General features: G+C 64.5%; 23 protein-coding genes. 13 read left to right on the plus strand and 10 right to left on the minus strand.

Annotated elements, in window-relative coordinates; all coding sequences use genetic code 11:
• The first annotated feature begins 2 nt into the window (after positions 1 to 2).
• The gene (locus tag VLR48_RS12660; RefSeq protein ID WP_325292186.1) at positions 3 to 149 is read left to right on the plus strand and encodes an AIR synthase-related protein; all 147 of its coding nucleotides are present in this window, start codon (positions 3 to 5) and stop codon (positions 147 to 149) included.
• Positions 142 to 804: a phosphoribosylglycinamide formyltransferase gene (gene purN, locus VLR48_RS12665; RefSeq protein ID WP_325292137.1), complete on the plus strand. Its 663-nt coding sequence runs from the start codon at positions 142 to 144 to the stop codon at positions 802 to 804. The genes VLR48_RS12660 and purN overlap by 8 nt, the downstream gene beginning before the upstream one ends.
• A gap of 163 nt (positions 805 to 967) precedes the next feature.
• On the opposite strand, the gene VLR48_RS12670 is transcribed toward purN, so the two are convergent.
• The 3 genes from VLR48_RS12670 to VLR48_RS12680 form a co-directional block, all read right to left on the minus strand.
• On the minus strand, positions 968 to 1,222 hold the full coding sequence (locus tag VLR48_RS12670; RefSeq protein ID WP_325292138.1) for a hypothetical protein: 255 nt from the start codon (positions 1,220 to 1,222) through the stop codon (positions 968 to 970).
• Positions 1,223 to 1,265: 43 nt separating this feature from the next.
• Positions 1,266 to 1,556, minus strand: a complete 291-nt coding sequence (locus VLR48_RS12675; RefSeq protein WP_325292139.1) for a DUF6489 family protein — start codon at positions 1,554 to 1,556, stop codon at positions 1,266 to 1,268.
• Positions 1,557 to 1,680: 124 nt separating this feature from the next.
• The gene (locus VLR48_RS12680; RefSeq protein ID WP_325292140.1) at positions 1,681 to 2,160 is read right to left on the minus strand and encodes a hypothetical protein; all 480 of its coding nucleotides are present in this window, start codon (positions 2,158 to 2,160) and stop codon (positions 1,681 to 1,683) included.
• 149 nt (positions 2,161 to 2,309) lie between these two features.
• Here VLR48_RS12680 and VLR48_RS12685 point away from each other — a divergent pair, with 149 nt between their 5' ends.
• A complete protein-coding gene (locus tag VLR48_RS12685) occupies positions 2,310 to 2,624 on the plus strand; it encodes an MTH1187 family thiamine-binding protein (protein ID WP_325292141.1) in 315 nt (104 codons plus the stop codon).
• Between the two features lie 139 nt (positions 2,625 to 2,763).
• Positions 2,764 to 3,606, plus strand: coding sequence for a metallophosphoesterase family protein (locus tag VLR48_RS12690; protein ID WP_325292142.1), 843 nt, complete (start codon positions 2,764 to 2,766; stop codon positions 3,604 to 3,606).
• Positions 3,607 to 3,662: 56 nt separating this feature from the next.
• On the opposite strand, the gene VLR48_RS12695 is transcribed toward VLR48_RS12690, so the two are convergent.
• Positions 3,663 to 3,830: a hypothetical protein gene (locus VLR48_RS12695; protein ID WP_325292143.1), complete on the minus strand. Its 168-nt coding sequence runs from the start codon at positions 3,828 to 3,830 to the stop codon at positions 3,663 to 3,665.
• Positions 3,831 to 4,084: 254 nt separating this feature from the next.
• Between VLR48_RS12695 and hslO the strand changes: the two genes are divergently transcribed.
• From hslO to VLR48_RS12725, 6 genes are all read left to right on the plus strand, one after another.
• Positions 4,085 to 4,957 (plus strand): Hsp33 family molecular chaperone HslO, encoded by an 873-nt coding sequence (hslO, locus tag VLR48_RS12700; RefSeq protein ID WP_325292144.1) that lies wholly within the window; start codon positions 4,085 to 4,087, stop codon positions 4,955 to 4,957.
• Between the two features lie 15 nt (positions 4,958 to 4,972).
• On the plus strand, positions 4,973 to 6,223 hold the full coding sequence (locus VLR48_RS12705; RefSeq protein ID WP_325292145.1) for a NupC/NupG family nucleoside CNT transporter: 1,251 nt from the start codon (positions 4,973 to 4,975) through the stop codon (positions 6,221 to 6,223).
• Positions 6,224 to 6,325: 102 nt separating this feature from the next.
• A complete protein-coding gene (locus VLR48_RS12710; protein WP_325292146.1) occupies positions 6,326 to 6,694 on the plus strand; it encodes an HIRAN domain-containing protein in 369 nt (122 codons plus the stop codon).
• Between the two features lie 359 nt (positions 6,695 to 7,053).
• Positions 7,054 to 9,228, plus strand: coding sequence for a catalase/peroxidase HPI (katG, locus tag VLR48_RS12715; RefSeq protein WP_325292147.1), 2,175 nt, complete (start codon positions 7,054 to 7,056; stop codon positions 9,226 to 9,228).
• 446 nt (positions 9,229 to 9,674) lie between these two features.
• Positions 9,675 to 11,327, plus strand: coding sequence for a cation:proton antiporter family protein (locus VLR48_RS12720; RefSeq protein ID WP_325292148.1), 1,653 nt, complete (start codon positions 9,675 to 9,677; stop codon positions 11,325 to 11,327).
• A 51-nt stretch (positions 11,328 to 11,378) separates the two neighbouring features.
• Positions 11,379 to 12,275 (plus strand): DMT family transporter, encoded by an 897-nt coding sequence (locus tag VLR48_RS12725; protein WP_325292149.1) that lies wholly within the window; start codon positions 11,379 to 11,381, stop codon positions 12,273 to 12,275.
• A gap of 81 nt (positions 12,276 to 12,356) precedes the next feature.
• Here the strand turns inward: VLR48_RS12725 and VLR48_RS12730 are convergent, their stop codons facing one another.
• Positions 12,357 to 12,794 carry a rhodanese-like domain-containing protein gene (locus tag VLR48_RS12730; protein ID WP_325292150.1) on the minus strand — a complete coding sequence of 146 codons (438 nt, stop codon included), beginning with the start codon at positions 12,792 to 12,794 and terminating at the stop codon, positions 12,357 to 12,359.
• Positions 12,795 to 13,029: 235 nt separating this feature from the next.
• Between VLR48_RS12730 and VLR48_RS12735 the strand changes: the two genes are divergently transcribed.
• Positions 13,030 to 13,731, plus strand: coding sequence for a cupin domain-containing protein (locus VLR48_RS12735; RefSeq protein WP_325292151.1), 702 nt, complete (start codon positions 13,030 to 13,032; stop codon positions 13,729 to 13,731).
• A 28-nt stretch (positions 13,732 to 13,759) separates the two neighbouring features.
• On the opposite strand, the gene fghA is transcribed toward VLR48_RS12735, so the two are convergent.
• From fghA to VLR48_RS12760, 5 genes are all read right to left on the minus strand, one after another.
• Positions 13,760 to 14,605, minus strand: a complete 846-nt coding sequence (gene fghA, locus VLR48_RS12740; protein ID WP_325292152.1) for an S-formylglutathione hydrolase — start codon at positions 14,603 to 14,605, stop codon at positions 13,760 to 13,762.
• Between the two features lie 10 nt (positions 14,606 to 14,615).
• A complete protein-coding gene (locus VLR48_RS12745; protein ID WP_325292153.1) occupies positions 14,616 to 15,725 on the minus strand; it encodes an S-(hydroxymethyl)glutathione dehydrogenase/class III alcohol dehydrogenase in 1,110 nt (369 codons plus the stop codon).
• A 103-nt stretch (positions 15,726 to 15,828) separates the two neighbouring features.
• Positions 15,829 to 16,533 (minus strand): uracil-DNA glycosylase family protein, encoded by a 705-nt coding sequence (locus tag VLR48_RS12750; protein WP_325292154.1) that lies wholly within the window; start codon positions 16,531 to 16,533, stop codon positions 15,829 to 15,831.
• Positions 16,530 to 17,111, minus strand: coding sequence for a DinB family protein (locus VLR48_RS12755; protein WP_325292155.1), 582 nt, complete (start codon positions 17,109 to 17,111; stop codon positions 16,530 to 16,532). The genes VLR48_RS12750 and VLR48_RS12755 overlap by 4 nt, the downstream gene beginning before the upstream one ends.
• Positions 17,108 to 18,781 (minus strand): glutamine--tRNA ligase/YqeY domain fusion protein, encoded by a 1,674-nt coding sequence (locus VLR48_RS12760; protein WP_325292156.1) that lies wholly within the window; start codon positions 18,779 to 18,781, stop codon positions 17,108 to 17,110. The genes VLR48_RS12755 and VLR48_RS12760 overlap by 4 nt, the downstream gene beginning before the upstream one ends.
• 403 nt (positions 18,782 to 19,184) lie before the next feature.
• On the opposite strand from VLR48_RS12760, the gene VLR48_RS12765 reads away from it, so the two are divergent.
• Entirely contained in the window at positions 19,185 to 19,508 is a 324-nt protein-coding gene (locus VLR48_RS12765; RefSeq protein ID WP_325292157.1) for a DUF1840 domain-containing protein, read from the plus strand.
• A gap of 151 nt (positions 19,509 to 19,659) precedes the next feature.
• Positions 19,660 to 19,848 (plus strand): hypothetical protein, encoded by a 189-nt coding sequence (locus VLR48_RS12770; protein WP_325292158.1) that lies wholly within the window; start codon positions 19,660 to 19,662, stop codon positions 19,846 to 19,848.
• The last annotated feature ends 56 nt before the right edge of the window (positions 19,849 to 19,904 follow it).

Consider the following 19,904-nt stretch of genomic DNA (forward strand, 5'->3'; position numbering starts at 1 on the left):
GGATGGTGGTTGCCGTCGACGCGGGGGATCTCGACCAAGCACTCGCGCTGCTGCGCGCCGGCGGCGAGAATGCCCGGGTGATCGGACAGGTCGAGGCGGGACAAGGACCCTCGTCGGTACGTTATGTCGGCGAGGCCGCGCATGCCTGATGGCGGACGTCTGCGCGTCGTCGCCCTGATCTCGGGCAGCGGCAGCAACCTGCAGGCCCTGATGGACGAAGCGGCAAACGGCGAGGCCTTCGAGATCGTCGCCGTCATCAGCAACCGCGCGGATGCCTTCGGCCTGGAACGGGCCCGGCGCGCCGGCATCCCGGCGCAGGTGCTGGACCATCGTGACTACACGGGGCGCGAGCCCTACGAAGCCGAGCTGCGCGCCCTGATCGATCGCTATGCGCCCGGCTTGGTGATCCTGGCCGGCTTCATGCGCATCCTCACGCCGGCTTTCGTCGAGCACTATGCCGGGCGGATGCTCAACATCCATCCCTCGCTCTTACCCAAATTCAGGGGACTGCAAACCCATCAGCGCGCTCTTGATGCCGATGAGCGCGAGCATGGCGCCAGCGTCCACTTCGTCACACCGGAGCTCGACGGCGGACCTGTCGTCATTCAGGCTCGACTTGCAATCCATCCGGGCGAGGATGCCGCGACATTGGCGCAACGGGTGCTCGCGCTGGAGCACATCATCTATCCGCAGGCCGTCGGCTGGTTCGCGCAAGGGCGCCTGCGATTGGGGGAAGATAGACGACCCTGGCTGGACGACGCGCCGCTGATGTCGCCGATCGTGATCAATGCCGCGGTCGGTTGAGGGGATTTCCAGGCATAAGCATCCCGACTGCACGTGGCCCGTAGACGACTTTAGTCGTCCAGACCGGGTCGTCGCTCCTTCTAAACCGCGCCGACTCCAACGGTCGTCAAGTCTGCGGGGGCCGGTCCCATCCAAAAACATCGCATATCGGGCTGGGCGCGGTTTAATGCTCACACTTGTCGAGCTTCTCGCGAGCGCCCGGGATCACCGACAGGAGAAAGGTCGACACAAGCACGACCGGCGCAAGGATGATGAGCACGAGCGCGAAGAACAAGACGATCTGCTGCAGGTAGGCCAGGTCGGGCAGGACATAGCGCACGGCCATGAAGAGCAACAGGGCCGCGACGAAGAAGATCGCCGAAACGACCACCCCGTCGCGCATGGTCCTGCAGCCGAGGATCAGCAACCGATGAACCATTCGTCATCTCCTCCCCGTTGTCGTGCGCCCGTTGTCGCGCGCACTATTTTCGTCGCGGCGTGGACTCGGCGCTTGAGCTGTCGCTCCCCGAGCCCGTTGCGCCCGACGACGTGCTCGTCGCGTTCGTCAGCATCTTCTGGAACATGTCCCAAGAGGCCATGGTCCCGGTCACGTAGGGCTGGAAGAGTTTGATCGGGTCGTAACCCTCGGTGCCGGCGACCATGCGCTCGCGGATGTCGTCCATCAACTGGCGCTGAAAGGCTTCGACGTCCGGCAAGCCCAACAGCTTGCGCATCTCTTCCGGCGTCATCTCGACATCGAAACTCATCTTCATGCTTCTCTCCTCGGGAGCGCGGCGCGGCACGTTGCCCCGCCTGCCCGATAACTCTGGACGATGACGAGGGTCTAATCAAGCCGCCTCACAGCGACCCCCGAGCCCGAGATGTGTCCGGCTCGCGCTAGTGACGACTCGCGCGCGGGACCGAGTCGGTCGGCGCGGGATCCTCCACGGCCATGGTGCGACGCACACGACGCCCGACCAAGAGACAGGCGCGCTCGAATGCCTGACTGGCCTCGCGTGCGTTCCACTCCCACTCCGACGGATGCGCGGTCACCGGGAACTGCCAGTGTCCGGTGGTCAGCACGGTGCCGATGCGCACCTCGAGCGTCCAGTCGTGCCAGACGGTGCCGGGCTGATCGTCCTCGACGAACTCCTGCTCGGCGAGTCGGATATAGTTGCCGGCGCGATCCTCCATCGACACCAGGTCGGAGAGCACCAGGGAGTCGTCGATACAACTGGCCCAGCCGGTGTGGACCGCGCTGGCCGTCCCCATTAAAGAGTGGATGAGGAGCGACGGTGTCAAGGTCAGCGACAAGGGGGTTTCCCAATCCGGCTCGGCGACGTCGCTCGGGCTCTCGGGGTCGGTCTGGATGGCCATTGCAGATCCTTCATGGTCGACTTGTTCCCGGCTGATGCAGGGCGTCTAATGGGGTTCAGTCTATAGTTCAGGTCCGCCGCAGGGCAATCCTCGTTCGGTTTCCAGGCCGCGGCTCTCGGTCGGGCCAGGCGAATTTCCAAGGTTTCATCATGTCCGTTCTGCTCGATCTCAGTATCTTCCCGGTCGACCGAGGCGCCGGTGTCAGCGGCTTCGTCGCCCCCGTCATCGCCATGATCCGCGACAGCGGACACGACTACCGGCTCTCGCCGATGGGCACCGTCGTGGAGACGGACACCCTGCCGGAGGCGCTCGCGCTGATCGAGCGGGCCCATGAGATCCTCGATGCCTTGGGCTGCGAGCGCGTCTATGCGACGGCTAAGCTCGACATCCGGAAGGGTCAGGGCGGGCGGATGGAGGGGAAGGTCGAGTCGGTGCGCAAGCAGATCGGCCAGGTCGCCTCCTGAACCGCGTCTTCCGGGCGCGATACGCCGTTAAATACTTGAACCGCGTCGACGCCGACACCGCAGAGGGATGCCGAACCGGCCGCCCACTCGAAACGACGCATACTGCACAGGACGCGGTTTAACAGGAGACGCCCCAATCATGAAGGTTGCGATCTTTTCCGATGTTCAAGCCAACCTGCCGGCGATGGAGGTCGCGGTAGAGCGGATCCTCGACTGGGGTCCGGATCTGGTCGTGATGGACGGGGACCTGGTCAATCGCGGGCCGAGCAGCCTTGCCTGTGTGGAGCTGTTTGATGAGTTGCGCCGGACACGCGGATGGTTGCCGGTGAAGGGCAATCACGAGGCTTGGATCCTGCGCTGCGCTCAGGAGCCTCCCCGCACCGAGCTGGAGGGACAGATGCGGCGTTTTGCTGACTGGACCTACGAGCAGCTTCGCGAGCGCATCGTGGCGCTCGAAGGCTGGCCGGACCATCTGTGTTTCCACGGCGAGAGCGATGCCAGCTGGGTGCACGTCACCCACGGGACCATGGCCGGGAATCGCTTCGGGATCTCGGCCGGCGTTTCGGACGAGGAGATCCGCGGCAACCTCCCGTTGGATGTCGCCCTCTTCGTGACGGCGCACACCCATCGACCCTTGCACCGCGAGCTGGACGGTACGCCCATCCTGAACGTCGGCTCGGTCGGCTCGCCGTTCGACGGCGACACGCGCGGAAGCTATGCCTTGCTCGAAGAGCGTCGGGGGCGTTGGACCTGGGAGATCGTGCGGTTCGATTACGACCGTGCTCGCGCGGAGCGGGATTTTCGCGATTCGGGCTTTATCGAAGAGGGTGGACCCTTGGCGCGCATCCTCTTCGAGGAGTGGCGTCAGGCACGTCTGTTGATGCCCTATTGGAGGCGAGGATTCGAGCCGGCCGTTCTCGCGGGAGAACGCGACCTCGGCGAAGCAGTCGAGGAGTTCTTGCGGGATTCAGGTCAAGGCTGAGCGGGTCGGGCGCCGGTGCGCCGAGGCGCACCGGGGTTGGAGGTATGGCATAACGGTCACTGCTTCGCCTGCTCGCTCAGGATGAAGACGGTGACCCCGGATCCGAGCAGCCCCAAGAACACCATCGGGATCCAGGTGTCGGTCAGGAGTGCTTCGGCTCCGTAGGTCGCGCCGGCCAAGATCAAGAAGAAGGTTGCGGTGATCAGACTTAAGATAAGAGGCATCATGTTTGTTTCCTTTTAGCTACAACGTTGGCTCTAATATTAGTCTTTGCTTAAATACTTGCAAGCCTCGCCGAGCTGTCTAGAACGCCTGAAACCGACCTGCGCAGCCCATGTAACGGATTGAAACTAGAAGAGACGTCAGGCGCGATAAGGGCGTGCAGGAGAATCCGACGCTGCGGATCGGACACACGCCTCGATCGATGACAAATTGCAACAAGATGTAACAGAGCCACAGTGAGCCCTTGGAGTACCGGATGAGCGACTCGGACCGTCTTTACCGCTTCACCTTCGAGAACATCGGGATTCGCGGCAACCTGGTCCACCTGGATGCGACCTGGCGTGCCGTCCTGGGAGCACACCCCTACCCGGAAGCGGTTCGCGATCCGCTCGGCGAATCACTGGCCGCCGTTACCTTGCTTGCCTCGACGATCAAATTCGAAGGCTCGCTGATCCTGCAGGCGCAAGGGAAAGGCCCCATCCGCACCCTGGTTGCTCAGGCGACTCACGAACACAAGGTCCGCGGGCTTGCCCGCTGGGAAGGCGAGGTGCCCGCCGAGGGGACACTCGCGGCGCGGTTCGGGCAGGGCCATCTGGCCTTGACGATCGAGCGACGCGGCGCCGAGCCCTATCAGGGGATCGTGCCGCTGGAAGGGGCGGATCTCTCCGCGGCGATCGAGCGTTATTTCGTCGACTCCGAGCAACTCCCGACGCGACTCTGGCTCACGGCCGGAGAGCACCGTGCCGCCGGACTGCTGCTCCAGCGTCTCCCCGGCGAGGGTTTGAGCGATGAGGATTGGGCGCGGATCGGCATCCTCGCCGGCACGCTCACGCGCGAGGAGCTGACCGGCCAGTCCGCCGGCGATCTCCTCTATCGGCTCTTCAACGAGGAATCGATCCGGCTCTTCGAGCCCGAGCCGATCGCCTTTCGTTGCGGCTGCTCGCGCTCCCGCATCGAGGAGACGCTCAAGCTCCTCGGTCCGGCCGAGGTGGACGACATCCTCGCCGAAGAGGGCGCTGTCAGCGTCACCTGCGAGTTCTGCAACCGCAACTATGCCTTCGACGCGGTGGATGCCAAACAGCTCTTCGCGGAGCTGACCCGCCACGAGCCCTCGCCCTCGCAGCACTGATCCGGTCTCCGCCTCATGCCGAGCACCTTGCAGCCCTTGCTCGGGCTGGGCGTCATCCTCGCTCTGGCTTGGCTCGCGAGCGAGCGGCGTCGCGCGGTCAGTCCGCGCCTGGTTATCGCCGGTCTGGCCCTCCAGATCCTCCTCGCGCTCCTGCTGCTGAAGCTGCCGCTCGCCCAGTCGGCCTTCCTGTCGCTGACCGACCTGGTCCTGTCCGTGCAGCGCGCCACCCAAGCCGGCACAGAGCTGGTCTTTGGCTACATCGGCGGCGGCGCGACACCCTTCGAGACGCGCTATCCGCAGAACAGCTTCGTGCTCGCCTTTCAGGCGCTCCCGCTGATCCTGGTGATCAGCGCAGTCTCCGCCCTGCTCTTCCATTGGCGGGTGCTGCCGCTGGTTGTGCGCGGCTTCGCCTGGCTGTTGCGACGGACCATGGGAACCGGCGGCGCGCTGGGGCTGGGGGCGGCGGCGAACGTCTTCGTCGGCATGACCGAAGCGCCCCTCCTGATCCGGCCCTACCTGGCGGGACTGTCGCGCTCGGCGCTCTTCGCGCTCATGACCTGCGGCATGGCCACCGTTGCAGGGACTGTGATGGTGCTCTATGCCGGGATCCTCGCCGATACCGTGCCGGATGCGATGGGACACATCCTCACCGCCTCCCTGATCAGCGCACCGGCAGCCTTGATGATCGCCGGCATCCTGGTGCCGGAGCATGCCGACGCGGAGGACCGGGCGATCGTCGCCATCCCGATCGAGTCGCGCAGCAGCATGGACGCCATCACGCGCGGCACGCTCGACGCCGTCCCGCTGTGGTTCAACATCCTCGCAATGTTGGTCGTCATGGTCGCGCTGGTGAGTCTCGCCAACCAGATGCTGGGACTGCTGCCGACGGTCGCCGGCGAGCCCTTGACCGCGCAGCGCATCCTCGGCTGGGCCATGGCCCCGGTCGTCTGGTTGATCGGCATCCCCTGGTCCGAGGCGCAGGTCGCCGGCTCGCTGATGGGCATCAAGACGATCCTCAACGAGCTGATCGCCTACCTGGAGCTGGCCGGCACCGCGAGCGCCGAGCTCAGCGACCGCAGTCGGCTGATCATGACCTATGCACTGTGCGGCTTCGCCAATCTCGGGAGCCTCGGCATCATGATCGGCGGGCTCGGGGCCATGGCTCCGGAACGCCGCGACGAGATCGTCGCGCTTGGGCTGAAGTCGGTCCTCGCCGGGACCATGGCAACGCTGATGACCGGCGCGGTCGTTGCCTTGATCCTCTGAGGAGGTGACCCTCTCGATCCCGAAAAAAACCGCTGGGTGGCTCACCTTTTGAGCCACCCACCTCTGTAGGATCAGACTATCCGGATCCATGAGGCGACCGCGATGTCCCGTCTGCAACGATCTGCAACGAATCTCCCCGAGCCCTCCCTCGACGAGGCGATCATCGGCCGTCATCTCGTGATCCAGCGCAGCCGCCTCGCGGGTTTCCGACACCACGAGGCGCCGGCCGTCCTGCCCGTCCTGCGGGCCGGGTCACCCTTGACCCTGAGCGCGGAGCGCGACAACCCTTACGACAATGATGCCGTCGCCATCCATTGGCACGGCCATATGCTCGGCTACCTCCCGCGTGGCGAGAACCTGGTCGTCGCCCGACTGCTGGCCCGACAGCGCCAGTTGAGCGCCCGAGTCCGCCGCCTCGACCCGGACGCCGAGCACAACCAGCGATTGCAGATCGAGATCTTGCTGCATTGACTCGAAGAGCCGCCGCCGGCGATACCTCTGCGAACAGACCGCCGAAGACACGCCGACCCTGATCGTCGCCCGCCGCGCCCGCAACCCGCATGAGCGGCAGCAGAACCACTCGGCGGCGCCATCGAACGCTTCACCGACTTCGGCCCCGAGAGCGGCTTCTGGGGGCTGCGGCTGCCGGTGGGTAGCCAGATTACTCGCTTATAACTATCAAAGGTTTATATTCGATAGTCATAAACGATTTTCGGCATACAGCCAAACGATTAGCCATCTTCCTTTGCGGTCCGTATTCTCGTTTCGTGCTCGACGAGCACCCAAGATAAACCGACTTCAGACCATGAAGCCACGAACGGAGGTTAGAGATGGACAAGACTGTGACGACGACTGCGGGCAAATGCCCGGTGATGCACGGCGGAAATACCGCCGCCGGAACATCGGTCATGGACTGGTGGCCGAAGGCGTTGAATCTCGACATCCTGCACCAGCACGACACCAAGACCAATCCGATGGGGGCGGACTTCAACTATCGTGACGCCGTCAAGACGCTCGATGTGGAGGCGCTCAAGAAAGACCTGCACGCCCTGATGACCGACAGCCAGGACTGGTGGCCCGCGGACTGGGGCCACTACGGCGGCCTGATGATCCGAATGGCCTGGCACGCGGCGGGCACCTATCGAATCGCAGACGGCCGCGGCGGTGCCGGCACGGGCAATCAGCGGTTTGCCCCGATCAACAGCTGGCCCGACAACGTGAACCTGGACAAGGCGCGGCGTCTGCTTTGGCCGATCAAGAAAAAATACGGCAACAAGATCAGTTGGGCCGACCTGATCGTCCTCGCCGGGACGGTGGCCTATGAATCGATGGGTCTGAAGACCTACGGCTTTGCCTTCGGACGCGAGGACATCTGGCATCCCGAGAAGGACACCTATTGGGGCTCGGAGAAGGAATGGCTGGCCCCCAGCGACAACCCCGACAGCCGTTATTCGGGCGATCGGGAGCTGGAAAACCCTCTGGCCGCCGTGATGATGGGTCTGATCTACGTCAACCCCGAGGGTGTCGACGGCAACCCCGACCCGCTGCGGACGGCACACGATGTACGCGTGACCTTCGCACGTATGGCCATGAACGACGAGGAGACCGTCGCACTGACCGCCGGTGGTCATACGGTCGGAAAGTGCCACGGAAACGGCGACGCGGGCCTGTTGGGGCCTGCGCCCGAAGGGGCCGATGTCGAGGAGCAGGGGCTCGGTTGGATCAACCACACCAGCCGCGGCATCGGCCGCGACAGCGTGACCAGCGGTATCGAAGGCGCCTGGACGACCCACCCGACCCGGTGGGACAACGGTTATTTCGCCATGCTGCTCGAGCATGATTGGGAGCTCAAGAAGAGCCCGGCAGGCGCCTGGCAGTGGGAGCCCAAGGACATCAAGGAGGAGGACAAACCCGTCGACGTCGAGGATCCTTCGATCCGCGACAACCCGATCATGACCGATGCCGATATGGCCTTGAAGATGGACCCGGCGTATCGAGAAATTTCCGAACGGTTTTACAGGGATCCCGACTATTTGTCGGAGGTCTTCGCGCGTGCCTGGTTTAAGCTGACGCATCGCGACATGGGCCCCAAGGCGCGCTACATCGGCCCCGATGTCCCGCAGGAAGACCTGATTTGGCAGGATCCGGTGCCCGCAGGCCGCACCGATTACGAGGTCGATTCGGTGAAGGCCAAGATTGTTGACTGCGGCCTGAGCGTCGGCGACATGGTCGCCACGGCATGGGACAGCGCGCGAACCTTCCGTGGCTCGGACATGCGCGGCGGCGCCAACGGTGCACGCATCCGTCTGGCCCCGCAAAAGGACTGGGAGGGCAACGAGCCCGCGCGTCTTGCGAGGGTTCTGGGCGCCCTCGAGGGCATCGCGTCCGAGACCGGCGCCAGCCTGGCCGATGTCATCGTCCTGGCCGGCAACGTCGGCATCGAGCAGGCGGCCAAGGCAGCCGGTGTCGACATCCGCGTCCCCTTTGCCCCCGGTCGCGGCGATGCCACCGACGCGATGACGGATGCCGAGTCGTTCGAGCCTCTGGAGCCGATCCATGACGGCTACCGTAACTGGCTCAAGAAGGACTACGTCGTCGCCGCCGAGGAGCTGATGCTCGACCGGACGCAGCTGATGGGGCTCACCGCCCATGAGATGACGGCGCTCGTCGGCGGCATGCGCGTGTTGGGCACCAATTACGGCGGCACCAAGCACGGTGTGCTCACCGATCGGGAAGGCGTTCTGACGAACGACTTCTTCGTGAATCTGATGGATATGGGCTACACCTGGAAGCCGACAGGCAACAACCTGTACGAAATCCGTAGCCGCAAGACGGATGAGTTCAAGTGGACGGCGACCCGGGTGGATCTCGTGTTCGGGTCGAACGCGATCCTACGCGCCTATGCCGAGGTCTATGCGCAAGACGACAACAGGGAAAGGTTCGTGCGGGACTTCGTTGCGGCATGGACGAAGGTCATGAACGCCGACCGCTTCGACTTGGCTTAAACCGCGCCCGGCGCGGTATGCGATTTTTTGGATGGGATCGGTCCCGGCAGACTTGACGACCGTTGGAGTCGGCGCGGTTTAAGATATTCAAAAGATTATTTTAAACCGCGTCGCCGCTAAGTGTCGTGGATGCACTGAACGTCGATCTCACACGAAAATGCGCATGTCGCTCTGGACGCAGTTTAGGTTTCGGCGTCGCTTCCCGCACCTCCCACGATCGTCGCGAGTACGTCGCAAAGCCACCGGAAGCCTCTGAGTGACAGCGGCTCCCGGTCGTTCATGAATGACATGCTCAACGAGCCCCGGGCCTCCCGAGATCCTAAAGATCCGCCCGAGCGCCCTGCGATCGCGATCGATGATGTCGCATCGCCCCCGAGAACGCGACGACACCACACGAGGATGAGCGAGCACATGTGGAATGCGGCAGGTCGAACGACGGGATTGCGATGACCGACGCCTTTGCCGAGCTTGCCTTCCTTCTCGTGATCGCCGCCGTTGCGGGCGCGATCGCGGTGCGCCTGAAACAACCGCTGCTGATTGCGTACATCGTCGTCGGCATCGCGGTCGGCCCGGCGGGATTCGCGTTGGTCACCTCCCACGATCAGATCGAGGTGCTCGCCCAAGTCGGCGTGGCGGTGCTCTTATTCGTGGTGGGGCTGAAGCTGGACCTGACACGGGTGCGCGACATCGGCCCGGTCGCCTTGGCCACCGGCTTGGGCCAACTCGCCTTCACGATCGTCTTCGGCTTTCTGCTTATCCTGGCCTTGGGCAAGGGACTGGTCGAAGCACTCTATGTCGCGGTCGCGCTGACCTTCTCGAGCACCATCATCATCGTCAAGCTGCTCTCCGACAAGGGCGAGCTCGACTCGCTGCACGGGCGCATCGCGATCGGTTTCCTGATCGTGCAGGATATCGCCGTCGTGCTCGCGATGATGGCGATGAGTGCGCTCGGCACGGGCGTCGACGCCTCGGTCTGGAGTGTCGCGATCGCGCTGACGGGGCGCATCACGGCCGCGGCGGTCCTGATGTTCGTGCTGATGCGCTACGTGCTCCCGGATCTCCTGCACCGTATCGCGCGCTCGCAGGAGCTGCTCCTGATCTTCGCGATCGCGTGGGGCACGGGGCTCGCGGCTCTCGGCGAATGGGTCGGATTCTCCAAGGAAGCAGGCGCCTTTTTGGCCGGATTCTCATTGGCGTCGACCGCCTATCGTGAGGTGATCAGCGCGCGCCTGACGGGCATCCGCGACTTTCTGCTGCTGTTCTTCTTTATCCATCTCGGTGCCGAGCTTGACCTGACGACCCTCGGTGCCGAGGTCTGGCCCGCCGTCTGGCTCTCGCTGTTCGTGCTCATCGGCAATCCGTTGATCGTCATGGCCATCATGGGCGGGATGGGTTATCGCAAGCGAACGGGGTTTCTGGCGGGCCTGACGGTCGCCCAGATCAGCGAATTCTCGATCGTCTTCGTGGCGATGGGGATCAGCCTGGGTCATGTCGGGGTCGAGGCGCTCGGGCTGACGACCTTGGTCGGGCTGATCACCATCACCCTGTCGACCTACATGATCCTCTACTCGCACCCCTTGTATCGCACCCTCGCGCCTCTGCTCGGGGTGTTCGAGCGACGTCGGCCCTACCGCGAGCTCGCCGCCGAAAGCCCAGTGTCGGACGAGGAGCAGCCGGAGGTGCTGGTGATCGGGCTTGGCCGCTACGGACTGCGCTTGGCGCGACGCCTGGGCGAGGAGGGTCTGCAGGTGATCGGCGTAGACTGTGATCCGGACGTCGTACGCCGCTTATCGGAGACCGGCTTGAGCGTGCGCTTCGGCGATGGACATGACGCGGCCTTTCTGGACAGTCTCCCCATGGACGGGCTGCGCTGGGTCATCAGCACCTTGCCCGACCTGGACTCAAACCGCGTGCTGCTCTACGCCTTGGCCGAGCGGCGTTTCGCCGGCGAGATCGCCGTCGTCGCCCGCGACGACGCGCAGGGTGCACAGCTCTGGCAGATCGGCGCCCCCGTCATTCTGTACCCCTTCCGCGATGCGGTGGACTTCGCCGCGGACAACATCATGGCCATCATGCGCCGCCGGAGCCAAGCGGATTGACCGCCGGGCTCGCAAAGCCATCGCTTGATCCTGCACCGGATTCGCCGGCCTATGAACGCCATTCCTCCGATTTGGTTGTTGGCCGCGCTGCCGCCGCTGTTTTGGGCCGGCAACTTCGTGTTGGCCCGGGCACTGCACACCGACATCAGCCCCTTCGCACTCTCCTTTTGGCGCTGGGCAATCGCGCTGCTCGTTCTGCTGCCGTTCGCGTACACCGACCTGTGGCGGCAGCGTGCACTGCTGCGGCGTCATTGGCCGGTGCTCACCCTGTTCGCCTTGCTGGGGATCACCAACTACAACACCTTCGCCTACCTGGGCCTTCAGAGCACGACGGCGACGAACGCCGTGTTGCTGACCTCGGTCACGCCCGTGGTGATTCTCGGCCTGTCCGTCCTGCTCTTTCGCGCACCGCTGCGGCGCGCGCAGGTTCTCGGCATCCTGCTGTCGCTCGCAGGGGTGGTCCTCGTCGCGACCGAAGGTCGACCGCAGATGCTCGGGGAGATGAAGCTCAACCGCGGCGACCTCTGGATCCTGGCCGCAAGCCTGGACTGGGCGCTCTATTCGGTCTTCCTGCGTTGGCGTCCGGCGGAGCTGGAGCCGAAACCCTTTCTCGCCGCGATCATCGCCATCGGTCTACTCCCGCTGCTCGGACTCTACGCCTGGGACCTCGCCTCGGGACATCGCTTCAAGCCGAACCAGACCAATCTCGCTGCAATCGGCTATGTGGCCGTGTTTCCATCGGTGCTGGCCTACGTGTTCTGGAACCGCGCCGTTGTGGAAATGGGGCCGAATCGCACCGGGCAGTACATGCACCTGATACCGATTTTCGGTGCAGGACTGGCTGTCGTCCTGCTCGGGGAGCGTCTGCATGTCTACCATCTGTTCGGCGCACTGATGATCGCCGCGGGCATCGCTCTCGCGACCGGAATCCGATGGCGGAGACCGTGAGGAAAGACCGTCGTGCCCGGATAGCGGCAGGCGCCCCGGCCAGGCGAACCGCAGCGAGGCCGGCGCCGCCGAACACTGCCTCTAGCAGGTCTTGCAGCTCTCCACCGGCAGCCCACGGCGCACCCAGCCGGGACCGGCTTTGCTTCCCGACATGCCTTCGGCGACATGCGAAACGTTGGTGAACCCCAGCTTTTCGAGTGCATCTCGGGTGTAACCGGTCCGGTTTCCGGTACGGCAGATGAGTACGATGGGGGCGTTGAGATCGCCCTCGACGGCCTTCGCGACATCCTGCACGAAGGTCGGCGCGGTCATGTCGAGCGTGAGCGCGCCCGCCGCAACGCCGGTCTGGCGCCATTCGGCCGGAGTGCGGATATCGATGAAGGTGATCTCGCCGGCGCGAGCCTTCTCCAGCGCCTCGGTGGCGGAGAGGGTCGAGCCGGCTTGCGCTGCGCCGCCGATCAGGAAAAGCGCGGCGAGCACGACGACTGTATGGTGACGGACGGATCGAAGAACGGACATGGTTAAAGGCTCCTTTTGGAACTGCTCTCTTTGGATGGCGTCGGAGATCGGGTCACGCGGCGCCAATCCAAGGCGCAAGTGCGCACTGTCTTCGGGAGGCGAACGCCGGTGGACCGAAACCGAAGCAGGGGCTTGTATTCGCCGCTCCGTTGACGAGGGCATCGTCCGCCGCCAACTCGCCGTCAACGGCGTCGATGCGCTCCGACCGATCGGTAGTCTTACGATGAACACACCTATGCAGACCAAAGAGACCCCGCCCACGCCGTCCCCGGCACTGGCAGACGTCAACCCCGACACGACGCAGCGCGTGGTGGTCGAGACGGCGTCGATGACCTGGGAGCCCAGCCCGAGCGGCACGGTGTGGCGTAAGCCGCTGTACCGACAAGGTGGCGAGTCCGGACCCGTGACCAGCCTGGTGCGCTATGCACCGGGCGGCGCCTTCCCGGAGCACGCGCACCCGCAGGGCGAGGAGATCCTCGTGCTGGACGGGGTCTTCTCCGACGAGCACGGCGACTACCCGGCCGGGACCTTCCTGATGAATCCCCACGGCAGTCGTCATTCGCCGCGTTCGCAGACCGGCTGCACCCTGTTCGTGCGGCTGCGCCAGTACCCGGGAACGGATCGGCCGCGGCTGGTCGAGGACACGACCGCGACGGACAGCTGGCGACCCGGACTCGTGGACGGGCTCGGGGTGCGCCCGCTCTATTCGCAGGGCGGCTATCCGGAGAGCGTGGCGCTGGTGCGCTGGGCACCGGGGACGCACTTCCAGCGCCACACGCATTGGGGCGGCGAGGAGATCCTGGTGCTCGAGGGCGAATTCGCCGACGAGCACGGCCGCTATCCGGAAGGGACCTGGATCCGCAGTCCGCACATGAGCCAACACACCCCGTTCTCGGATGCAGGGTGTCTGATCTACGTGCGCGTCGGCGGGCTATGACACGGGCCGATCGAACGGACGAGCGAGCTCAACTCCGGGCCGTCAGGGCGCGTGCGTGGTAGGCCAAATGCTCCCCGATGAAGGTCGCGATGAAGTGATAGCTGTGGTCGTAGTCGGGTTGCATCCTCAGAATCAGCGGGATGCCGTGTTCCTTGCACGCTTGAGACAGGGCCTCGGGTCTGAGCTGTCCATCGAGTAGAAACTCGTCGCCGCTGCCCTGATCGATGAACAAGGGCATCGCCTCGGCGCCCGCGCGAATCAGCTCGGTGGCGTCCCAGTCCTTCCAGCTCGCCGGATCCTCGCCCAAATAGGCGGCAAAGCAACCGCGACCCCAGCCGGATTCGACCGGGTTGCAGATGGGCGCAAAGGCGGACACCGAGCGGTAAAGTCCGGGGTTCTTCAATGCGCTGATCAAGGCGCCATGCCCGCCCATCGAATGCCCGGTGATGGAGCGCCGTCCGGGGATGAGCGGCAGCTCGCGTTCCACCAGGGCCGGCAGCTCCAGATTCACGTAGTCGAACATCCGGTAGTGCGCGGACCAAGGCTCACGCGCGGCGTTGATATAGAAGCCGGCGCCCTGCCCCAGATCGTAACGGTCCGGCGCATCGGCCACCTGCTCGCCGCGCGGACTGGTGTCCGGCATCACGAGCGCCAGACCCAGCTCGGCTGCATAGCGCTGGGCACCGGCCTTGACCCGGACGTTGTCGTCGGTGCAGGTCAGTCCGGAGAGAAAATAGACGGCAGGAACCGGGGCGGCTTCGGCCTGCGGGGGTAGATAGACCGAGAAGGTCATGCGGCAGTTGCAGGCGTCGGAGTCGTGGGTGTAGCGCTCCAACCAGCCGTCGAATTCGCGAATGCGTTCGATGCGTTCCATCGTCAGACCCTCAGAATAGGATCACGGAGCGGATACTCTCTCCGCTGTGCATGAGATCGAATGCGCGGTTGATGTCTTCCAGCGGCATGGTGTGGGTCACCATGCGGTCCACCTCGATCTCCCCGGCCAGGTATTGCTCGACGTAGCCCGGGAGTTGGGTGCGGCCCTTGACCCCGCCGAAGGCGCTGCCCTTCCAGGTGCGGCCGGTCACCAGTTGAAACGGCCGGGTGCGGATCTCCTGTCCGGCGCCCGCGACCCCGATGATGGTCGAGACACCCCAGCCCATGCGGCAGCACTCGAGCGCCTGTCGCATCACGTCGACGTTGCCGATGCATTCGAAGGAGTAATCCACGCCGCCGCGGGTCATCTCGACGATGGCCTCGGTGATGCTGCCGGCCAGCTCACTCGGGTTGATGCAGTCGGTGGCGCCGAGCTGACGCGCCATCTCGAATTTGGCTGGATTCAGATCCACCGCGATGATGCGGGCCGCCTTCGCCATGACCGCACCCTGGATGACGGACAGGCCGATCCCGCCAAGGCCGAAGACAGCGACCGTCGAGCCGGCCTCCACCTTGGCCGTGTTCAATACCGCACCGATGCCGGTCGTGATCCCGCAACCAAGCAGGCAGACCTTGTCGAGTGGGGCCGCGGGATTGATCTTCGCCAGGGCGATCTCGGGCACGACCGTATATTCGGAGAAGGTCGAGCAACCCATGTAGTGAAAGATCGGCTTGCCCTTGCGCGAGAAGCGACGTGTCCCGTCCGGCATGTAACCGGTCCAGACGGTGGAGGCGATGGATTGGCACAGGTTGGACTTGGTCGAATGGCAGTATTCGCAGTCGCCGCATTCCGGGATATAGAGCGGGATGACATGATCCCCCGGCTTCAGCCCCTTCACGCCCGGCCCGCACTCCACCACCTCGCATCCGCCCTCGTGACCGAGCACGCAGGGGAAGGCACCTTCCGGATCTTGTCCGGACAGCGTGAAGGCATCCGTATGGCAGACGCCCGAGGCGATGACCTTGAGCAGGACCTCGCCCTCCTTCGGACCCTCGACATCGATCTCTTCGATGGACAGGGGCTTCGCGGGCTCCCAGGCGACGGCGGCTCTTGCTTTCATGGTTCTCTCCGGTGTTGATCCGCGGAAGGTGGCGCCGCGGGCGGGACGCACAATCGAGTGTTCCCGAAGAAGACCGATCGCGATGACGCGACCGCTTTTTGCATCAGGCTGCGCCCATCCGACCGGCACGGGGTGTTTGCGCCGCAGGAGACGCGGCCCGAATCTCCCGCCAGGCCGGGTGCACCTCGATCAGGGACAGCGCCTGTTCGAGCAGTGTCTTGCCCGGCTCCATCTTGAACCAGGTGGAGGCGCCCGAAGGATGCGGGAGCGGGATGAGGTCGGCCTCCAAACCGCTGGGGGAGCGATAAGGCCATTGGGCTCCGACGACATCGTTCAGACGCTTGGACGCCATAAACTGGACGATGGCGAGCTTACCGACCGGGATGATCAATCGGGGCCGCGCAAGCTCGACCTCCGTTTGCCACCAGCCGCTGCATTGCTCGACCTCGACGGCATCGGGAACGCGGTCGCCGCCTTTCGGCGCCTTGCCGGGAAAGCAGCGGCACACCGCGCTCATGAGGGCGCGGCTGCGAAAGGTCGGCTCGTCGATCCCGATGGATTCGAACCAACGAAAGAGCGTCTTGCCGGCGGTCCAACAAAACGGAATGCCCTGCAGGATCTCGCGCGTGCCCGGGGCCTGACCGACCATCATGACCGGCGAGACGACCGCCTGACCGTGCACGGGCGGCCCCTGCATCCCGGAGCAGCGCCGACAGCCGACGAGATCGCGATACAGGTGCACGAGCGCGTCGAAGCCCTGCGTTCCCTGCCCCACGGTCAAGTCCTCGCCATCATAATCACCCGTCATGTTTGGAGAAGCCGCAGGATCTTTTCGATCTGAGCGCGATGCGTCCGATTATGGATCGCCGCCACGGCGTGCCACTGACGGGCATTGAGCGGACCGAACCAAGGATGCGGGTGTCGCTCGCGCGAGCGCAGCGTGCCCAGTCGCTGGACCACATCCGTGTAGCGCTCGACCGCGGCTCCCAACGCCGTGATCCGGTCCGGCCCGGCATCATCGTGCGGCCGGACGTCCTCCAGACCGATCTCGGCGCCGTGATTGTGATCGGTGCAGATCGCGTGGATCAGGACCATGACGGCGGTGTTGACCATGACGAGATGGTCGAGCGTCATGTAGACGGACCAATCGCAGCTGCTCTCCTCGATCCCCGGAAAGCGCGCAATCCGGACCCGAGCCCTCCCCTGCTCTTCCGAGAGACCTTGCGCGAGCGTTCTGGCCTGCAGGGCATCGCGCCGGAATGCCCGCAGGATCGCTGCCGGGGAGACGAAGGAGGCGTAGAGACGCAGTCCGAGATCGGCAGCGCGGCGCTCGTGCCAGGGCAGCCCGGCAGGAGCGGCATCGAGATCGTCCCGCGCCTCGGTCATGGGTGGCTCTTGCCCCAGGTGTCGCGGAGCCCGACGGTGAGATTGAAGACGGGTCGTTGCGGCGTCGAATCGGCGTCGACGACGAAGTAGCCCTCGCGCTCGAACTGAAAACGTGTGCCCGCCTCGGCGCCTTGCAAGGCCGGCTCTAGGACGGCGCCGGTGAGGATCTGCAATGAATCGGGGTTGATGTCGGGACGAAAATCGGCCCCGCCTGCGCCCGGCACCGGTACACGGAACAGCCGGTCGTAGAGTCTGACCTCCGCCCGTACCCCATGCTCGGCCGACACCCAATGGATGACGCCCTTCACCTTGCGGTCCTCGGGGTTACGGCCGAGGGTGTCGAGATCGGCGCTGACCCGAAGCTCGAGGATCTCGCCGTCGGCATCCTTCACGACCTCCTCGCAGCGGATCACGTAGGCATTGCGCAGTCGCACCTCGCCGCCAGGGATCAGGCGCTTGAAGCCCTTGGGCGGGATCTCCTCGAAGTCGGTCCGGTCGATATAGATCGCGCGTCCGAACGGGACAACTCGTTCGCCCATCGACGCATCCTTGGGGTGATTGTGCGCTTGGATCGACTCGGTCTTGCCTTCCGGATAGTTGACGATCACGACCTTCAGGGGGCGCAGCACGGCCATCCGACGCGGTGCGGTCGCGTCCAGGTCGTCGCGAATGGTGCTTTCGAGCAGGGCCATCTCGACCAGGTTGTCGGACTTGGTGATCCCGACACGCTCGCAGAAGTCGCGGATCGCACCCGGCGTGTAGCCGCGGCGTCGCAGGCCGGCGACGGTCGGCATGCGCGGGTCGTCCCAGCCGTGGACATGACGCTCGCCGACCAGCTCGGTCAGGCGGCGCTTGCTCATCACCGTGTATTCGAGGTTCAGCCGGCTGAACTCGATCTGACGCGGCTTGCAGGGCACCGAGACGTTGTCCACGCACCAGTCGTAGAGCGGGCGATGATCCTCGAACTCGAGCGTGCAGAGCGAGTGGGTGATGCCTTCGAGCGCGTCGGAGATCGGATGGGTGTAGTCGTAGGTCGGATAGAGACACCAGGCGGAGCCGGTCTGATGATGGACGACACCGTGCTTGATGCGATAGAGCACCGGGTCTCGCAGGTTGATGTTCGGGGATGCCATGTCGATGCGCGCGCGTAGGGTGCGGGCGCCGTCCGGGAACTCCCCGGCACGCATCCGTTTGAAGAGGTCCAGATTCTCCTCTACGGTGCGATCGCGATAGGGACTGTCCCGACCGGGCTCGGTCAGGGTCCCGCGGTAGCTGCGCGTCTCCTCGGCGCTCAGGTCGCAGACATAGGCGAGGCCCTTCTCGATCAGCTCGATCGCGAATGCGTAGAGCTGCTCGAAATAATCGGACGCGAAATAGACCCGATCGCCCCAGTCGAACCCGAGCCAACGCACGTCGGCCTTGATGGAGTCGACGAACTCGACGTTCTCCTTGTGCGGATTGGTATCGTCGAAGCGCAGATTGCAGGTACCGCCGAACGCCTGCGCAAGGCCGAAGTTCAGCACGATGGACTTGGCGTGCCCGATATGCAGATAACCGTTCGGCTCCGGCGGGAAACGCGTCACGATGCGCGCGTGCTTGCCGGCGGCCAGATCGGCCTCGATGATCTGGCGGATAAAATTGGTGCGTGGCGTCTCGACGGTGTCGCTCATGATGCTCTTAAACCGCGCCCGGCGCGGTATGCGATGTTTTTGGATGGGATCGAGCCCGGCAGACTTGACGACTGCCGGAGTCGGCGCGGTTTAAGATATTCAAAGCTATATTCTTTCAAACCGCGCCCCCGCTAAGGGCGGTGGATGGACCGAACGTCGAGCTCACTCGAAAGTCAGCATCTCGCTCTGGACGCAGTTTAACCGAGATTGGCGTGTCGGCCGTGCGATCCCCGAAGCGGCTCCGAGCCCCGCATTCTAGCGTCTGCAGCCGGGATTGAAAGGGGCGCGGGCGGCTCGGTATCCATGCCCGAGGCCATCGCGTGAACGACCCACTCGCCGCGACGAGTTGCGCTATCCTGACCTGCCGTCCGTCCAGGACAGACTCAACCCGGTCGAGGTCCTTATGCTGGTTACATTTCGAACCAAGGCGTACGCCAACATCACCATGTTCGGCGACGTCGCCGTCGCGCTCCTAAAACTGATGGGACAAAGCGGCACGGTCCCGGGCGCACTTATGCCGGAGGATATCCCGGCGGCCTTGGCGAGATTGAAGGCCGCGGTGGAGGAGCACGCACAGGAGTCGCTGGACCCGGCTCCGAGCAGCGCTCAACCTGCCCCGCAGGACGGCAAAGAAGGTCAATACGTGAGTCTCGCACACAGGGCGCTGCCTTTGATCGAGCTGCTGACCGCTGCGGCGGCCGACGGCGAATTTGTGATGTGGGATTGAAGCGCGTCCGACGCGGGTTCTGATTTCCATGAAAAGGACAGCGTTGAGTGGCGGTCCGGTTGAAACGACATCAGGTAGGTCGCGTGAGCCAATCGACCTAAGTTGGAGACCACGCGGCGACTCGATCATCCACCGCCGAACGAGACCACCGATGGAATACGCTACCTTCAAATCACTCCAGGCCCTCTTGTTCTTCGGCAGCGCTATGGGCTTTTGCCTGTGGCAGCTCGCCGTGATTCGCCGCATCCGGCGCGAGGACGCCGAGGCGCGCGAGAAGAAGCAGGCCGAGACGTCGGTCGCCGGACCGATCCTTGCCGAGCAATCCGTCGAGAGCCATTGAAAGCCGCTCGGAGGCTGGTCGAGTGCGAACAGACGGAGCCTCGCCCTCGGCCGGAC

The sequence above is a fragment of the Thiocapsa sp. genome (assembly GCF_035467215.1).
Classification (GTDB): domain Bacteria; phylum Pseudomonadota; class Gammaproteobacteria; order Chromatiales; family Chromatiaceae; genus Thiocapsa.

What these genes read in the sequence shown, in the direction of transcription:
- VLR48_RS12675 (WP_325292139.1), bottom strand. Translation starts at nt 1,556, where the DNA reads ATGAAGATGAGTTTCGATGTCGAGATGACGCCGGAAGAGATGCGCAAG.
- VLR48_RS12690 (WP_325292142.1), top strand. Translation starts at nt 2,764, where the DNA reads ATGAAGGTTGCGATCTTTTCCGATGTTCAAGCCAACCTGCCGGCGATG.
- VLR48_RS12760 (WP_325292156.1), bottom strand. Translation starts at nt 18,781, where the DNA reads ATGAGCGACACCGTCGAGACGCCACGCACCAATTTTATCCGCCAGATC.
- fghA (WP_325292152.1), bottom strand. Translation starts at nt 14,605, where the DNA reads ATGGAACGCATCGAACGCATTCGCGAATTCGACGGCTGGTTGGAGCGC.
- VLR48_RS12750 (WP_325292154.1), bottom strand. Translation starts at nt 16,533, where the DNA reads ATGACGGGTGATTATGATGGCGAGGACTTGACCGTGGGGCAGGGAACG.
- katG (WP_325292147.1), top strand. Translation starts at nt 7,054, where the DNA reads ATGGACAAGACTGTGACGACGACTGCGGGCAAATGCCCGGTGATGCAC.
- purN (WP_325292137.1), top strand. Translation starts at nt 142, where the DNA reads ATGCCTGATGGCGGACGTCTGCGCGTCGTCGCCCTGATCTCGGGCAGC.
- VLR48_RS12720 (WP_325292148.1), top strand. Translation starts at nt 9,675, where the DNA reads ATGACCGACGCCTTTGCCGAGCTTGCCTTCCTTCTCGTGATCGCCGCC.
- VLR48_RS12770 (WP_325292158.1), top strand. Translation starts at nt 19,660, where the DNA reads ATGGAATACGCTACCTTCAAATCACTCCAGGCCCTCTTGTTCTTCGGC.
- VLR48_RS12680 (WP_325292140.1), bottom strand. Translation starts at nt 2,160, where the DNA reads ATGGCCATCCAGACCGACCCCGAGAGCCCGAGCGACGTCGCCGAGCCG.
- VLR48_RS12745 (WP_325292153.1), bottom strand. Translation starts at nt 15,725, where the DNA reads ATGAAAGCAAGAGCCGCCGTCGCCTGGGAGCCCGCGAAGCCCCTGTCC.
- VLR48_RS12735 (WP_325292151.1), top strand. Translation starts at nt 13,030, where the DNA reads ATGCAGACCAAAGAGACCCCGCCCACGCCGTCCCCGGCACTGGCAGAC.
- VLR48_RS12755 (WP_325292155.1), bottom strand. Translation starts at nt 17,111, where the DNA reads ATGACCGAGGCGCGGGACGATCTCGATGCCGCTCCTGCCGGGCTGCCC.
- VLR48_RS12765 (WP_325292157.1), top strand. Translation starts at nt 19,185, where the DNA reads ATGCTGGTTACATTTCGAACCAAGGCGTACGCCAACATCACCATGTTC.
- VLR48_RS12660 (WP_325292186.1), top strand. Translation starts at nt 3, where the DNA reads ATGGTGGTTGCCGTCGACGCGGGGGATCTCGACCAAGCACTCGCGCTG.
- VLR48_RS12725 (WP_325292149.1), top strand. Translation starts at nt 11,379, where the DNA reads ATGAACGCCATTCCTCCGATTTGGTTGTTGGCCGCGCTGCCGCCGCTG.
- VLR48_RS12670 (WP_325292138.1), bottom strand. Translation starts at nt 1,222, where the DNA reads ATGGTTCATCGGTTGCTGATCCTCGGCTGCAGGACCATGCGCGACGGG.
- VLR48_RS12710 (WP_325292146.1), top strand. Translation starts at nt 6,326, where the DNA reads ATGTCCCGTCTGCAACGATCTGCAACGAATCTCCCCGAGCCCTCCCTC.
- VLR48_RS12705 (WP_325292145.1), top strand. Translation starts at nt 4,973, where the DNA reads ATGCCGAGCACCTTGCAGCCCTTGCTCGGGCTGGGCGTCATCCTCGCT.
- hslO (WP_325292144.1), top strand. Translation starts at nt 4,085, where the DNA reads ATGAGCGACTCGGACCGTCTTTACCGCTTCACCTTCGAGAACATCGGG.
- VLR48_RS12685 (WP_325292141.1), top strand. Translation starts at nt 2,310, where the DNA reads ATGTCCGTTCTGCTCGATCTCAGTATCTTCCCGGTCGACCGAGGCGCC.
- VLR48_RS12695 (WP_325292143.1), bottom strand. Translation starts at nt 3,830, where the DNA reads ATGCCTCTTATCTTAAGTCTGATCACCGCAACCTTCTTCTTGATCTTG.
- VLR48_RS12730 (WP_325292150.1), bottom strand. Translation starts at nt 12,794, where the DNA reads ATGTCCGTTCTTCGATCCGTCCGTCACCATACAGTCGTCGTGCTCGCC.